10 protein-coding genes are annotated in these 15,126 nt (G+C 38.0%); 4 read left to right on the plus strand and 6 right to left on the minus strand.

The genetic code is table 11. From position 1 onward, the window contains the following. The first annotated feature begins 347 nt into the window (after positions 1–347). Positions 348–1,766, plus strand: coding sequence for a tyrosine-tyramine antiporter (tyrP, locus tag IGJ27_RS01345; protein WP_010720263.1), 1,419 nt, complete (start codon positions 348–350; stop codon positions 1,764–1,766). A 322-nt stretch (positions 1,767–2,088) separates the two neighbouring features. Beyond that, on the plus strand, positions 2,089–3,465 hold the full coding sequence (gene nhaC, locus IGJ27_RS01350; protein WP_081128227.1) for a Na+/H+ antiporter NhaC: 1,377 nt from the start codon (positions 2,089–2,091) through the stop codon (positions 3,463–3,465). A gap of 170 nt (positions 3,466–3,635) precedes the next feature. Here the strand turns inward: nhaC and IGJ27_RS01355 are convergent, their stop codons facing one another. The 4 genes from IGJ27_RS01355 to IGJ27_RS01370 are packed head-to-tail and all read right to left on the minus strand — an operon-like array spanning position 3,636 to position 8,644. Next, positions 3,636–4,658 carry a LacI family DNA-binding transcriptional regulator gene (locus tag IGJ27_RS01355; RefSeq protein ID WP_178306233.1) on the minus strand — a complete coding sequence of 341 codons (1,023 nt, stop codon included), beginning with the start codon at positions 4,656–4,658 and terminating at the stop codon, positions 3,636–3,638. A gap of 18 nt (positions 4,659–4,676) precedes the next feature. Further along, positions 4,677–5,699 carry an aldose epimerase family protein gene (locus IGJ27_RS01360; protein ID WP_178306232.1) on the minus strand — a complete coding sequence of 341 codons (1,023 nt, stop codon included), beginning with the start codon at positions 5,697–5,699 and terminating at the stop codon, positions 4,677–4,679. Continuing rightward, the gene (gene pgmB / locus IGJ27_RS01365) at positions 5,692–6,357 is read right to left on the minus strand and encodes a beta-phosphoglucomutase (RefSeq protein ID WP_178306231.1); all 666 of its coding nucleotides are present in this window, start codon (positions 6,355–6,357) and stop codon (positions 5,692–5,694) included. Before pgmB ends, IGJ27_RS01360 begins: the two co-directional genes overlap by 8 nt. Beyond that, on the minus strand, positions 6,350–8,644 hold the full coding sequence (locus IGJ27_RS01370; RefSeq protein ID WP_178306230.1) for a glycoside hydrolase family 65 protein: 2,295 nt from the start codon (positions 8,642–8,644) through the stop codon (positions 6,350–6,352). The genes pgmB and IGJ27_RS01370 overlap by 8 nt, the downstream gene beginning before the upstream one ends. A 306-nt stretch (positions 8,645–8,950) precedes the next feature. On the opposite strand from IGJ27_RS01370, the gene IGJ27_RS01375 reads away from it, so the two are divergent. Next, the gene (locus IGJ27_RS01375; protein WP_178306229.1) at positions 8,951–11,128 is read left to right on the plus strand and encodes a PTS transporter subunit IIBC; all 2,178 of its coding nucleotides are present in this window, start codon (positions 8,951–8,953) and stop codon (positions 11,126–11,128) included. A gap of 251 nt (positions 11,129–11,379) precedes the next feature. Continuing rightward, a complete protein-coding gene (locus tag IGJ27_RS01380; RefSeq protein ID WP_178306228.1) occupies positions 11,380–12,213 on the plus strand; it encodes an endonuclease/exonuclease/phosphatase family protein in 834 nt (277 codons plus the stop codon). A gap of 500 nt (positions 12,214–12,713) precedes the next feature. Here the strand turns inward: IGJ27_RS01380 and IGJ27_RS01385 are convergent, their stop codons facing one another. Next, positions 12,714–13,064 (minus strand): hypothetical protein, encoded by a 351-nt coding sequence (locus IGJ27_RS01385; RefSeq protein ID WP_256733882.1) that lies wholly within the window; start codon positions 13,062–13,064, stop codon positions 12,714–12,716. Positions 13,065–13,284: 220 nt separating this feature from the next. Next, positions 13,285–14,901 carry a hypothetical protein gene (locus IGJ27_RS01390; RefSeq protein WP_370566777.1) on the minus strand — a complete coding sequence of 539 codons (1,617 nt, stop codon included), beginning with the start codon at positions 14,899–14,901 and terminating at the stop codon, positions 13,285–13,287. Positions 14,902–15,126 lie beyond the last annotated feature (225 nt).

A 15,126-nucleotide genomic window follows, 5' to 3' on the forward strand; every position in this document is an offset into this window, starting at 1 on the left:
CTGTTATCTGCTCAGGTGTTTTTTGTTTTACAGGTTGTCTTTGAAGCGATACAAGTAATCCGTTCAAAACAGCCGAGGTTGTAATGAAATAGCTTGCGCTCTTTTAGGTATTTGGTATGAAGGAAGAGAAAGATCGAAAAGCTTCAATACAAATACAGCGAATGGAACACAAGACTATTTCAGATTTTTCTTTTTTAGCAAATAATAACTAATAAAATCCAGTCACTAAGCATCGTTTTTATACTAAAAAAGTTGTGGGGAACAACCTCTTGGCTTTTGTCTTGCGACTTGGGATTACTTTGAAGACAACGTTTTTTTATTCAAAAAAAACAAGGAGCGTGTCAACAGTGAGTAAATCACAAGTAAGTAAAATGGGTCTTGGGACCTTTGTCGGTCTGACGATGGCTTTGTGTGCGACAGTTCGGAGTATTCCGACTTTAGCAGCCGTTGGTTGGACATTGATTTTTTATTCAATTTTTGCCGTACTGTTTTTTGCCGGTCCTATTTCGATGGTTTCTGGTGAGCTTTCTACGATGCTTCCACAAGAAGGTGGACCACAATTATGGGTCAAAACTGCCTTAGGAAGTAAATGGGGATTTGTTGTTGCTTGGTTGCTTTGGGTTCAAATGTTCCCAGGGATGGTTATGGTTGCATCAACATTAGGTCCATTATTAGGAAATACATTCGGGAACGTAGAATTAGGCAATAATCATTTATTTGTACTAGGTTGTATTTTAGTTATTTATTGGATCATTACAATTTTGAACTTGAAATTTGATATGGCCAAAGTTGGTGGGAACATCGGCGTTTGGTTAGGTGTGTATATCCCAGTGGTCATCATGTTTGTCCTTGGTTTATTCGCCGCATTCAAAGTGGGTCTAGTATCTAATGGTTACTTAGGAGATTTTTCTTGGTCAAAAGCTTTCCCAGATTTACAACATAGTGAATCATTGAAATATCTTGCAGGTATCACATTTATTTTTGTTGGTATCGAAATGAGTTCTGTTTACATGCCTCGTTTAAAAGATGCAACGAAAAACTACACTAAAGGGGTCTTTATTGCGTTGATTGGTCTTGTTTTATTGAACGTGATCAATGCAATGTTAGTTGCCAATGTTGTACCAAATGGAAAAATGGAATTAGCAAACATTACGCAACCAATCTTGATTTATTGCCAAATCCTTGGCTTACCAACAATTATTGGGAACATCTTCAGCTTTATGGTGTTTATCGGTGTGTTACTTCAATTATCTGCATGGGTAACTGGACCATCTAAAACGATTATCCAAGTAGCACGTGAAGGTTTCTTACCACCTAAATTTGGATTCCATAAAGAAAATGAATATGGTGTTTCTCGTAATGTCGTATTAACTCAATCAATCGTTATTTCATTATTCGCTTTACTTTACGGCGTAATGGATGACGTCAGTGCTGTATTCTTAACATTAACAAATGCTACAACTGTTATTTATTGTATCGTCTATATTTTGATTGCTGTTTCATTGATCAAAATGAGAAAAAGCCATCCAGATTTAGAACGTCCTTATCGAATTGGTAAAAAAGGAAATGGAATGGCTTGGGTAGTTAGCTGCATGTTGATTTTCTCTATCATTGCAGTAGTTGTATCCACTTTAGGAACATCTACCTTGACGGATGCATTATTGGTAGCAGTTATTGCAATCGTTATGTTTGTCATTCCTTTGATCATCAATCGTTTTAAAAATGATTCTTGGGGAAGCGAAGTAGAAAAGAGTTTAAAAGAATAGAATAAATAAGAAGCAAGTAAAAAATGTAAATAGGGAAGGGGGCTATGACAAAAATCTTGTCACAGTCCCTTATTCCTAACAAACGGTGTTCCAGAAGTAGCTCATGTCTGTTACAGCATGGTTTGCCAAATGTATGCTTTTTAATCAGGGAACCTTTGCGAAAATAACGCTAATCATAAGGTTCAGCGGATTTGAGAAAATAATCGTCATTAGCATCGTCTATCCGCTAAAACAAAAAAATGATGCTATGACCAGTTGTCCTACCAAAAGAACGCTTTTTTTTAGGTAGGGCTTTTTTTGTAAAAAAATAGGAGAAGATACGATGAATAAAAAAATATCTGTGAAAGAAAGTATGGCAGTTTTATTCATATTGTTGGCGATATTAGGAATACTGATTATTGGATTTCAATTGTCTCCGCATATTCCTATACTAATTGCTTTCATGTGTTTGTTATTTTATGGACGATTTAGAGGTTTCTCATGGGATGAGATTCATGATGGGATTGTCAAAGGAATTACTCCAGGGATCATTCCAATTTTGATTTTTCTATTGATTGGTGTTTTGGTAGCTTCGTGGATTTTATCTGGAACGATTCCAACGATCATGGTTTATGGTTTCCAATTGATCTCGGTTCGCTTTTTCTTACCGACTGCTTTTCTTGTTTGTGCAATCGTCGGGATTACTGTTGGAAGCTCATTTACAACGATTTCAACGATCGGTATTGCTTTTTTAGGAATCGGTCATATTTTAGGTTTTAGTGATGCGATGACGACAGGAGCAGTTGTTTCGGGGGCTTTTTTAGGAAATAATTGTTCTCCGTTATCTGATACTACGAACCTGGCGGCAGGGATCGGAGAAGTAAATTTATTTGAGCATATCGCTCAAATGCGTTACACTGATTTGCCGGCATTTTTAATTGCTATGTTATTTTATGTTTTTCTTGGGAATGGAAGTCACACAGCGGATCTACATGCGATCACGGATATGATCCAAAACATGAAAGCAGGTTTCTGGATCTCTCCGTGGACGTTGATCCCATTAGTGATCTTGTTTGGTGGAGCGATTAAAAAAATTCCAGCGATTCCAACACTACTAGTTGGTTCAACTGCTGCGATCATTCTTTCCTTCATCAATCAACCACATTTAACGATGTCAAAAGTAGCTAATATTTTAATGAACGGCTATGTTGCCCATACAGCAGACCCTAAAATCAATGAATTGCTTTCAAGAGGGGGAATTGTTAGTATGCTTGGTTCAGCAAGCTTGATTCTTCTAGCTTTAGCTTTGGGTGGCTTATTGATCAAATATACGATTGTGGAAACGATTGTTCAGGAATTGCGAGAAAAAATGGATCGGCCTTCTCGCTTGGTTGGCTTTACAGCATTAAGCTGTATCGGGATCAATTTGATCGTAGGCGAACAGTACTTGTCGATCATTTTACCAGGCGAAACCTTTAAGCGATCGTTCGATCGTGCGGGCGTTAATAAAAAGTATCTTACTAGAACTTTGGCAGATGCTGGAGCAACCGTTAATTCACTCGTTCCGTGGGGAGTTAGTGGTACCTTTATTATGGGCACGATGAAAGTCAGTGCATTACAATATCTACCATTTACTTTCTTCTCGATCTTAGCACCGATTTTTACGATTTTGAGTGGTTTCTGGCTTAATCAAAAGATGAAAAAACGTACCAGTGAATAGTCTAGGCACCATCAAGGTTTGAGAACGAGAAGCGAAATAGCTTTTTATACTCAGTTTCTTTTTCATGAAAAAGTTATTTGAAGAGTGTAGATTCTTAAAAAATGAACCTGTATAGTAAAAAAACAACTGAAGACACTACAAATAGTTTATTTGTGTGTTCAACAGTTGTTTTATTTTTTTTCTTGTAAGCGAGGTACGACGGTTTCTCGTTTGACGAGTTGATGAGGAATGACTAAACGAACACCGCTGCTGATTTCATCGTGGATCAATTCGTATAATTTTTGCATTGCAACCCTTCCTAATTCAGAAATATCGATATCGATACTGGTTAAATAAGGGTGAGTCAATGTAGCGAAAATAGAGTTATTGAAGCTGATGATCGATAGGGTATCAGGAATTCGATAGCCATACATCTGTGCTAGTTGCATCGTTCGTAAGGCAAAAATATCGTCAATGACTACAAGTGCTGTTGATTGTGACTTTTTCAAAATGGCATCAAAAGCTAAATAATCTTCGGGTTGTTCGATCACTACACTAGGATGAACTGTAAGTCCAGCTAGCATCAAGGCTTTTTGGTAGCCAAAATAACGTTCGAAGTAAAGGCTCTCGTGGGTTGTATTGGTTACGAAAAGAATGCTTTCATGACCGTTTTGAATCAAGAAATCCGTGGCTTGTTTACCTAATAATTGGTTATCATTATCGACATAAATGATTTCATTCTCATGTCGGTAAGGCTGACCAATCAAAGTGAAAGGAATCTCATTCGTATAGAGATAATCTATAACAGGATCTTCACTGTCGGAATAAACTAAAATAAACCCATCGACTTGTTTTTGCAGATGCATCCGTTGCACGTTTTCTAATAAAGTATCAAAATTTTTGGCTGTTGCTATAGCAGTTGTCAGATCATAACGGCGTGCTTCTTCATTGATCGCTTCCATGATCTCAAGATAAAAAGGATTCCCAATCCGTTCTTTTGAATCAAGGGGTGGGAGAATGACGCCAATTGCGCTAGAAATTCTTTTCCCTAGATTTCTAGCAGTGATATTTGGTACATAGCCTAGTTCATCCATGACTTTTCGTACTTTCTTTTTGGTTGCCTCTGAGATGCTTGGATGGTCATTGATGACCCGTGAAACAGTCGAGGTCGCAACACCAGCTTTTTTGGCTACATCCTTCACTGTGATCGCCATAAACGATACACCTCTTTTCTAGACTTGCTTTTCATTTAAACGATGAAATTGATAAGTGGTAGAGCAAATTTTTTCTTGTCCCGGATATAATGCGATTGACCCAAATTCAGGGAAATGAACGGCATCAGGAAGTTCTTGTGGTTCAATTGCCAACCCATAATTTGAGTGCATTTTTTGGCCATTGATTAAAAAATCTGCTTCAAATCCAGTCGTAGAAAATAATACCATACTTTTGCTCGTCGTTGCTATAGACAACTGGCGACCAGCTTGCTTTTCGGTCAAGGTAAGTATTTTCTTCGTTCGTTTAGGCGTACTTAAAACAAAAGCATCATCTAGTCCGTTTGGATCATTCGTTAAAATTTCCATTAGCGAATGTGGGTGTTTAAAATTAAGCGGTAAGTCGCTGAGAGCGATCACTTCACCAGTTGGTATTTTTTCGTGATCTAAGGCTAATATTCCATCTGTTTGGATCGTTAGTTCATGATCGTAGATATCTCGTTTGCCATTGCCAGAAAGATTGAAATACGCATGATTCGTTGGGTTGCAGATGGTTTCAGTCGAGCTGCTTGTCTTGGTGATCATTTCTAATTTATTTTGGGTTATCTGATACGTAACGGTTGCGGTGATCGGACCGGGATAACCGGAAAAAGTATCCTGCAAATAAAAAACAACACCGATCGCTGTAGGAGTCTCAAAAACTTCTACCTCCCAATACTGAAATGCCCAACCGTTTGAACCACCATGGATATGGTGATTTCCTTCGTTTTTTTCTAGCTGGTGATCAGCCCAAGAGCCATTTTTAATTCTGCCAGCGACTGGTCCAATCGTTGCCCCAAAATAGCTTTGATCTTTTAAAACGTCTTCTAAGGAATCATAAGATAATAAGACATTTTCTAAGTGACCATTTTTATCTGGAGCTAGAATTTGATGAAGCCTTGCCCCGTAGTTGAGAAGAACGACTGTGAGTTCGTCGTTCTTCAATGTGATTTGCTTCAAGTTGGTGTTGGGAATGGGGATCACAGTGATGGAAGGTTTAGACATACTGTGTCCACTCATTTTTTAAATAGTCTAGTGTAAGGCAAGTCGTATCAGGTACGACTGGGATATCTTTTCCAAGATCTTCTATTCGTCCAACACCAATTGGAAATGCTCCGCTAGCACGGATTGCTTTGATCCCAGATTGTGCATCTTCGATCCCGATGCATTCTTGTGGGGATAAGCCAATTTCTTTTGCGGCCAATAAGAAAATATCGGGAGCCGGCTTACCCAGTTTGATCGTTGCAGGATCGGCAATTGCATCGAAAAATGGCGTTAATGCCATTTTAGCAAGAAGGAAAGGTCCGTTTTTACTAGCTGAAGCAAGGGCAATCTTGATCTTGTTTGCTCTCAATTCTTCAAGTAATGGCAATATCCCTGGAAAAACATCTGTAGGCGTGATCGCTTGAATCATTTCAAGATAGTACTCATTTTTTCTGTGCGCTAATTCTTGAAATTTTTGTGGGGAAAACTCACTTTCTTTTTGTCCGTAGGAAAGCAATAAGCGAAGTGAATCTTCTCGACTAACCCCTTTCAATTGTTCGTTGAATGTTCGATCAATGGAAACACCGATTTCCTGACCTAATTTTTTCCAAGCGCGATAATGAAACTCCGCAGTATCTGTAATCACCCCATCTAAGTCAAACAAAACTCCTTTAAACATCTAATTCCTCCTTACGCAAAGGTACCTTTAACTGGTCTTCTAAAAGATACGTTTTTTCGTACACCTTTAATGGGCAACTTTCGCCTGATACTAAGGTCAATTGCACCTGTTCACTAGACACCGAAACAAATAATAAACGACCACGATAATTCACATGGAAGGAGTAGGCTGTCCACGTGTTTGGTAAGAAAGGAGCAAAACGTAACTGTTCGTGATCTGTTTTCATTTGAGCGAATCCTTGGACGATTGCGAGCCAACTACCAGTCATCGACGTGATGTGTAAGCCGTCTTCGGTATCGTTATTATAATTATCTAAATCAAGGCGGGCTGTCCGTTGATACATTTCCACTGCCTTATCCTCCATACCTAATTCAGCAGCTAAAATGGCATGGATACTTGGTGAAAGGGAAGACTCATGAACGGTCATTGGTTCGTAAAAATCAAAGTTCCGTTGTTTTTCTTCTTTACTAAACGAGTCGTTGAAGAAATAGATTCCTTGTAGCACATCCGCCTGCTTAATGAAACAAGAACGCAAAATTTTGTCCCAAGACCAATGTTGGTTTAATGGAAGCTCGCTAGGAGATAGCTCTGATACCGGCAATAATTCTTTATCTAAAAATGTATCATGTTGGACAAAAATACCTAATTCTTCATCTTTAGGAAAATACATATTTTCTGCAATGGTTTGCCAATTCGTTAGTTCTTCGTCAGTGACCGTTACAGCAGTTTCTGTTTGGAATTTTAAATAGTTTTCTCTAGTATACGTTAATACCCAGCAAGCTATCGTATTGGTATACCAGTTGTTATTGATGTTGTTTTCATATTCATTCGGACCAGTCACGCCATGGATCATATATTTGTTATGACGTTTTGAAAAATGAACCCGATCTGCCCAAAAACGAGCAATCTCAACTAATACTTCTAATCCTTCTTTTTTCAAATAAGCGGTGTCACCTGTATAGTTCGTATAGTTGTAAATCGCATAAGCAATCGCACCGTTACGATGGATCTCTTCAAAGGTAATTTCCCATTCGTTGTGGCATTCGACCCCTGTAAAAGTAACCATTGGGTACAAGGCGCCTTTTAACCCTTGTTGTTGGGCATTATGAATAGCTTGAGGCAATTGATTATGGCGATATTTAAGGAGATTTTTTGTCACTTCAGGTTTTGCTAAAGCAAGATATAAGGGGACAGCGTAAGCTTCCGTATCCCAATAAGTAGCACCACCGTATTTTTCTCCTGTAAAGCCTTTGGGTCCAATATTCAAACGTTCATCTTCGCCGTAATAAGTAGAAAATAGTTGGAAAAGATTGAAACGAATCCCTTGCTGTGCTTCCTCGTCACCTTCGATCACCACATCAGCCAGTGCCCAGCGTTTGCTCCAAGCAGTGGTTTGTTCTGCTTTTGCTTGCAGATAATGACTTTGTAAGTCACTAAATTCTTGGAGGATCTGTTGGACTTGCTGTGCTTCGGGGATGTCACGGCTCGTCAATACAAGCACTTCTTTATCAAGTGTCACGGATTGATTCGTTGTTAAGTCGAAAGAAAATTCCCCAAGGACGGCTAATGTATCTTCGTGGTAAATTGGTTGCGCTAATTCTTCATTCACGAAATGTCTCATGGCAGCTGTTACGGTAAATTGTTCGATCGCAAAATTATTTGGAATCGTTTTGGTCATTAAGTAGGCTGTTTCATCAGAAGTACCTCGACCGATTTCATTCCAAAAATGTTCATCATAGTTACTATCTTCATTTTGAACGTTACTATCCAATTTAGAGATGACTTTGACCGTGCCATTTCCTTCGAGCATCGTAACTGTTAAACGAATATAAGCAGCTTCGCTTTTGACGATACTTAAAAAACGTTCAAAGGTGATCTTTAGTTTGTTAGTTGCAGTCGTTACTGTGTAACTACGTGATAACACACCGTTTTTCATATTCAATTCCCAATAAAAGTCTTCTGGTTCGATTGTAGCAAGGTCTAATAATTGCTCATCGATATAGATATCCATGGCAATAAAATTGATTGCATTAATCACTTTACCAAAATATTCGGGATAGCCATTTTTCCACCAGCCAACACGAGTCTTATCGGGGTACCAAACCCCAGCTAAATAAGTTCCTTGATGATGATCACCTGAATAGGCTTCTTCAAAATTCCCTCGCATGCCCATGTATCCGTTACCAATACTAGTTAAAGATTCCTGTAAACGGAGATTTTCCCGATCTAATGTGTTGGTGCTGATCTTCCAAGGATCAATTTGAAATAGGCGCTTGATTTGTTTCATTGTACTCCTCCTAGATAATTTCATTGATACGTTTATAATAAACGCAACCGATTGCGTAAGTCAATATAAATAAAGCAGAATTTTTTAGCGGGGATTTAAAACAAAGAAATGAAAAGATAATTTTCCTGGAAAACATTAACTGTTTTGATAATAAGTTACTATTAAATGCGAAAAGAAAATGATTCTTCTGATAGCGACTGTTTGGGTAGAAAGTGAATAAAATCAAAAATAAAGCATTTACAAAAAAAGAAACAAAGGCTATAATAACTAACAACGAAACCGATTGCATAAAGGAGAGCAGGAGTTATGAAGAAATTATTTAATTTTGAGTTTTGGCAAAAATTTGGGAAAGCTTTAATGGTTGTTGTGGCAGTGATGCCAGCTGCGGGTTTGATGATCAGTATCGGGAAATCTATCCCGTTGATTGACCCTAACTTAGCTTTTTTAGTAACAACGGGGGGTGTCATTGAAAATATTGGTTGGGCGATCATCGGGAATTTACATCTGTTGTTTGCTTTAGCAATAGGTGGAAGTTGGGCAAAAGAGCGTGCGGGTGGTGCTTTTGCAGCAGGGATCTCATTTGTTTTGATCAACCGGATCACGGGAGCGATTTTCGGAGTGACGAGTGAGATGCTAGCAAATGAAGATGCCTTTACCCATACATTATTTGGCACGAAGATCATGGTCAAAGGATTTTTTACTAGTGTATTAGAGGCACCTGCGTTGAATATGGGCGTGTTTGTAGGGATTATTGCTGGTTTTGTTGGTGCAATGGCCTATAATAAATATTACAATTATCGTAAATTACCTGATGCGTTATCTTTCTTTAATGGAAAACGATTTGTTCCATTTGTAGTGATTCTTTGGTCAACGATTGTAGCTTTAGTATTGGCTGTTGTCTGGCCAAATGTCCAAGCAGGTATTAATAATTTTGGTCTTTGGATCGCTCAGTCACAAGAAAGTGCACCGGTTTTAGCGCCATTTCTTTATGGTACCTTAGAAAGATTATTGTTACCTTTTGGTTTGCATCATATGTTGACGATTCCGATCAATTATACGCAATTAGGGGGCACGTATGAAATCTTATCTGGTGCACAAGCAGGAACGCAAGTCTTTGGACAAGATCCTTTATGGTTAGCTTGGGCTACTGATTTGGTCAATTTAAAAGGTGCGGGGGATTTGTCACAGTATGAATTTGTGTTGAACAACTGGACACCAGCTCGTTTTAAAGTGGGACAAATGATTGGTTCTTCTGGTATTTTGATGGGGTTAGCTTTAGCCATGTATCGAAATGTTGATCTTGATAAAAAAGCACGCTATCGTTCCATGTATTTCTCAGCTGCATTAGCTGTTTTTCTAACAGGGGTTACTGAACCATTAGAATTTATGTTTATGTTTGCTGCAGTTCCACTTTATATTGTTTATTCTGTGATCCAAGGGGCAGCATTTGCAATGGCAGATTTATTACCGTTACGTGTTCATTCCTTTGGAAACATCGAATTGTTAACTAGAACTCCTCTAGCGATGAAAGCTGGACTTGGTGGCGATTTGCTTAACTTCGTCATTTGCGTCATTTTGTTTGGAGTTGTTACGTACTTTGTGGCAAACTTCATGATCAAAAAATTCAATTTTGCTACACCAGGGCGTAATGGTAATTATGATAGTGACAGTAACGATAGCAATGGGAATGGAGAACAAACGACAGTCCAAGCTGGCACGTCAGACCCACAAATCATCAAAATCATTCACTTATTAGGCGGGAAAGATAATATCAAAGATGTAGATGCCTGTATGACACGGTTACGTGTGAGTGTAGCTGATCGTGAGAAAGTAGGTTCAGAAGAAGAATGGAAACGTGCAGGCGCTATGGGGCTAATCGTCAAAGATAATGGTGTACAAGCTGTCTATGGTCCAAAAGCCGATGTATTAAAATCAGATATCGAAGATTTGCTTCAATCGGGGGCGCCTATCCCAGCTCCAGTAGGAGAAGTTGTTGTTGAAAAAGAAACAGCTAATAATCAAACGTTAGGTATACGAAAAGAGTTGCAGACTGTAGCAGCTGGTGAAGTGATAGACTTGGCAACAGTCAATGATCCTGTTTTTTCAAAGAAAATGATGGGGGATGGCTTTGCTGTTATTCCAACGACTGGTGAAGTTGTGGCACCTATTACTGGGAAAGTAGTTAGTATTTTTCCAACCAAACATGCTATTGGAATGGAAACAGAAGAAGGTGCAGAAGTACTAATCCATATGGGAATCGACACAGTCCAAATGGATCAACCAGCTTTTGAAATCCTGGTAACAGAAGGTCAAACCGTTGAAGCAGGAGCAAAACTGGCACAAATGAATCTAACCGAAATCAAAAATGAAGGAAAAGATATAACGATTATGGTGGTATTTACGGATGGGAAAGTCAATGAAATGATTCTCAAACATTTAGGAACAACGGAATTAAGAACAGTAATTGGCGAAATAAAACTGTGATCATTATAAAGTGACTCAACAATAATGCATAAGATGACCAGTACCAAATTTAATTCCTTATTTGGTTTCCGATAGTCAGTTTTTCTGTTTCTCAAATAAGTCTGAAAACACGAAAACGCTATACTTCGTTTTTGAGTTCTCAGACTTATTTTTAAATGTTTGCGAGCAGGTAAACAATCACAGCTAATGATCCATGGCTATCCTATCATAAAAGAAATGAAGTAAGTTTTAATCAATAAGGAGAATTGAAGATGAAGATGATGACTTTGAATACACATAGCTGGTTAGAAGAATCACCAGAAGAAAAGATGCGCCAGATCGTAGATAAAATCTGTCAAGCAGATTATGATGTGATTGCTTTACAAGAAGTCAATCAATTAATCACTTCCGAAAGTATCGTGAATGAAGAATTAAACAAATTTTGTCCAGTTATAGAACAATCGCCCGTCCATGTCGATAATTTTGCTTATTGTTTGGTGCGCTACTTAGCCAAACAAGGGAAAGACTATTATTGGAGTTGGGAAATGAGTCATGTCGGTTATGGGATTTATGAAGAGGGGAATGCGCTGCTTTCTAAGACACCACTAAGCAGTGAAGCAATCTATGTTTCTGAAACAAAGCAAAAAGAGGATTACCACACTCGGAAAATTTTGATCAGTCAGACGATGATCGATGACCAAACAATCACTCTAGCAAGCTGTCATTTTTCTTGGTGGATAGATGAAACGAAGGGCTTTGCTTTTGAATGGCATTGCTTGATGGAACACTTAGCTAATCTCTCAAATCCACTGTTTTTAATGGGGGATTTTAACAATCCAGCAGGAGAGGCAGGCTATCGCTTGGTTGAAAAAAGCCCTCTTGCGATTGTCGATTCCTATACTGTTGCCCAAGAAGTTCATGGTCAGGCAACCATTGAACAGAAAATCGATGGATGGGAAACGAATACAGAGCAGTTACGAATCGATTATATCTATGTACCACAGGAATTCTCAGTTCCTTCTTATCGTAGTATTTTTGATGGAAAACAAGAAATCATTGTAAGTGACCATTATGGAGTAGAGATAACGGTCAGCCCCATTCAATAAAAATGATCAAAAAGACCCGTGGAAAGAAAAATGGATAAATCCTTTCTTTCCATGGGTCTTTTTGATTGCAACAGCTTCAGCTACGTGCAGAAATTTGATTAGATAATGAAATGACTGTTAGTGCGATGGGAAGCACCAAGGAGGAAGGCAATAAAATTCTCTGTTTCTTTGGCCTCTGCATTGTTTTTTTAACTCGGCTGGACTTTTTTTCCGCGGGGCAGAAATGAGGTCTCGAACTTTTTTCAAGGAGTTGGACTCTTTAGTTACCGGTGTATTTTTTTGTAAATTGGTACTATGTAGTACTTCCTCATGTAAAATATCAAAATGGTCTATAAATCGATCTTTATCGGAATCGGTTAGAATTGGCAAGTTATCTAAAAGATTCAAAAGTACAACGAGGGAATCTTTGATTTTAGGCTCATGAGGTTGCAGATCTTCACCGCTAGGCTCACGATGTGGCAGTTCATTAATTAACTGCTCTATGATGCTTGTCAGCTCTATTACCTCTTCAGGAGAGTTTGCAGTTTTTTTAAAATGTCTAAAATGGTATTTCTTTTAGAATAATCTTGGTCATTAATACAAGTTGATTCACTCATTGATTGAACATTTGAAATGGGCGTAGGTGATCGATCACCAATTACAGTTACATATAGCGACTCAGTCTTACTATTTGGCAGCTCATACAGCTGTTCATCAGTTGATTCTTTAATTGATAGCGAAGTCTCAGGTGGATCTTTAAGTATCATTTCAAGGTGAGACTCAGTATTAAGGGTAGTATTCGTAGATTGATGAACAAAAGCATGTCCGATTTTTTTTTTCAAAGTCAATTGTCGATTCGTTGTTTGAGGCATATGTATCACTCCTTCTTTTCTGTATTCTAGTATAGTTTATAAAAGAAGAGAGTAAATAAATATTTTTTCTTATGTTTAGAAAAAAAAAGTAGCTACTAACACGATTCGTTTATTAGGACTACTATATTTGACGATTTGTTTGCTATTTTATAAAAAGGTATAAAAAAGAGACAGCTTCCGTGTTGAGATATTCTCTTTTTGATCCACAGAAGCCAGTCCCTTATTTTTTAGTTATTCTCCAAACCTGGTAACGATTTTTGACAAAGAGTCCGATCAAAACGAACCAACCAATCAGGAAGAATGCCATCACAAAGTAAAAGAAAATTGGTAAATCATAATAGAGAGTGATCTCATTGATTCCATTGTGCTGTTTGACGATAGGAGTACCGATATCTGTTAATTGATAATCTGTCAATTTTTTGCCGTGTTGCAGTAACACTGTGCGGTCATAGACAATGACTGGTAAATGGACAGTTTCTTCCCCAGTGTTTTTCCATTTGATCGTTAAACGTCCTCCAGGATGAGATTTAATGAACGTGGTTTCTCCTTCCAAGATTTCTTCATTATAGCGATCATATTTATTTGCTTTAGTTTCATGATAGATTGGTAGATAATCGGGTGTTGTCTTTTGAAAAACGAATAAACTAGTAGACATATCATGGTCATAAAATGTTTTTCTTGCCTCTGCTGGTGTATCAAAGAGATACGTGTGACGGCTGACAAATGTTTCGTCTTGCCATTTATCCAGATGCTGATAGAGGTTTTGGATCGTTTGTGCAGAAGCGACAAAGAGAAATAGGACACTCAACGCACGATACCAATTTTTCTTTTCCCATTGATTTAGCGCAAGTGCTAAAAAGAGTAGAAAGAGCAAGGTAAATGGGACAAAGAAACGAAAAGGAAACTGGATCAAGCTTACGAAAGGTACCTCTTTTTCCACTAGTGTTGTCCAAGGGATCAAACTGGTTGAAAGTAGGAAGAATCCAAGACTTGTGCGTAAAAGTAACTTTGTAAAAATGTCGTAGTGACGGCGGAAAAGAAGATACAGTATCAGTCCGATCAATAAAAAAATTGGGAAAATCTTGGGATATGCTAGCCAATAGCTGCCATCCAGATTGATTGCTTTTTGGCTCATCTCTCGGTTGACAAAAGGTGGCAAAATCTTATTTCCACCATAGACGATAGCTAATCCTGCCCAAATATTTGCTGTTAGTACAAAATAAAAGAGGACAGATTTGATCAGTTGCCCGATTGCTTTGCCTTTTTCTGTCTGAGTAAAGAAATAATAAAGATAAAAAGGGATATACATCAGTACCAACATAACGGTGGACAGTAAGTGGATCTGAGTCATCAGTGCAATTGAAAAGGTAACTTTCAAGACAGGAAATTTTTTATGAACAACAAAGTCCACTAATGGAATCATGCATAAGGGATAAAAACAGGTGCCCCAACTGGTAAAGCCCTGATTGATTGCCCAATATTGAATGGAATAAGTCGTCATAAATAATACCGAGATTGGTATGCTGACCCATTTTTTCACCTGAACATAATTCAATAGTGTCAACATCGACCAACCAGAAATCACAAAGAGAATAAAGTTTGATAAGATTTGATAGTGGAACCAACTGCCTGAAACTAAAACGATCAAGCCTTGAAAATAAGCAAACAACGGACCATAGATCGCATTGACGATACGCCCGCTTTGCTGAAATCCATACATGGAAGGGAAATAATGGAAATCCCAATTAGCGAATTGTTCAGCGGCATCGTAAAAACGGTTATAATGAAATGGTGCATCTGCTCCAATGATAAGGTCATGTGTTAGGATATTTGGCATAACAAATAAGAATGCAAATAGTAAAATTGTCAAATACGGAACATATTTTTTCAATTGTCATACTCCTTTTTTGATAGTGTAACTTATTTAATCATAAAGCTTACCTAAAAGAGTGGCAAGAAATTCGAAAAAATATGAAAAAAATTATCATTATTACAGGAAATTTTCAAAATACATCCTTTGTTGCTCGCTTTATTTAGATCAATAGTTAATTAAAAAAACAGC

The organism is Enterococcus sp. DIV1726a (genome assembly GCF_051710985.1).
Classification (GTDB): Bacteria; Bacillota; Bacilli; order Lactobacillales; family Enterococcaceae; genus Enterococcus_B; species Enterococcus_B hirae.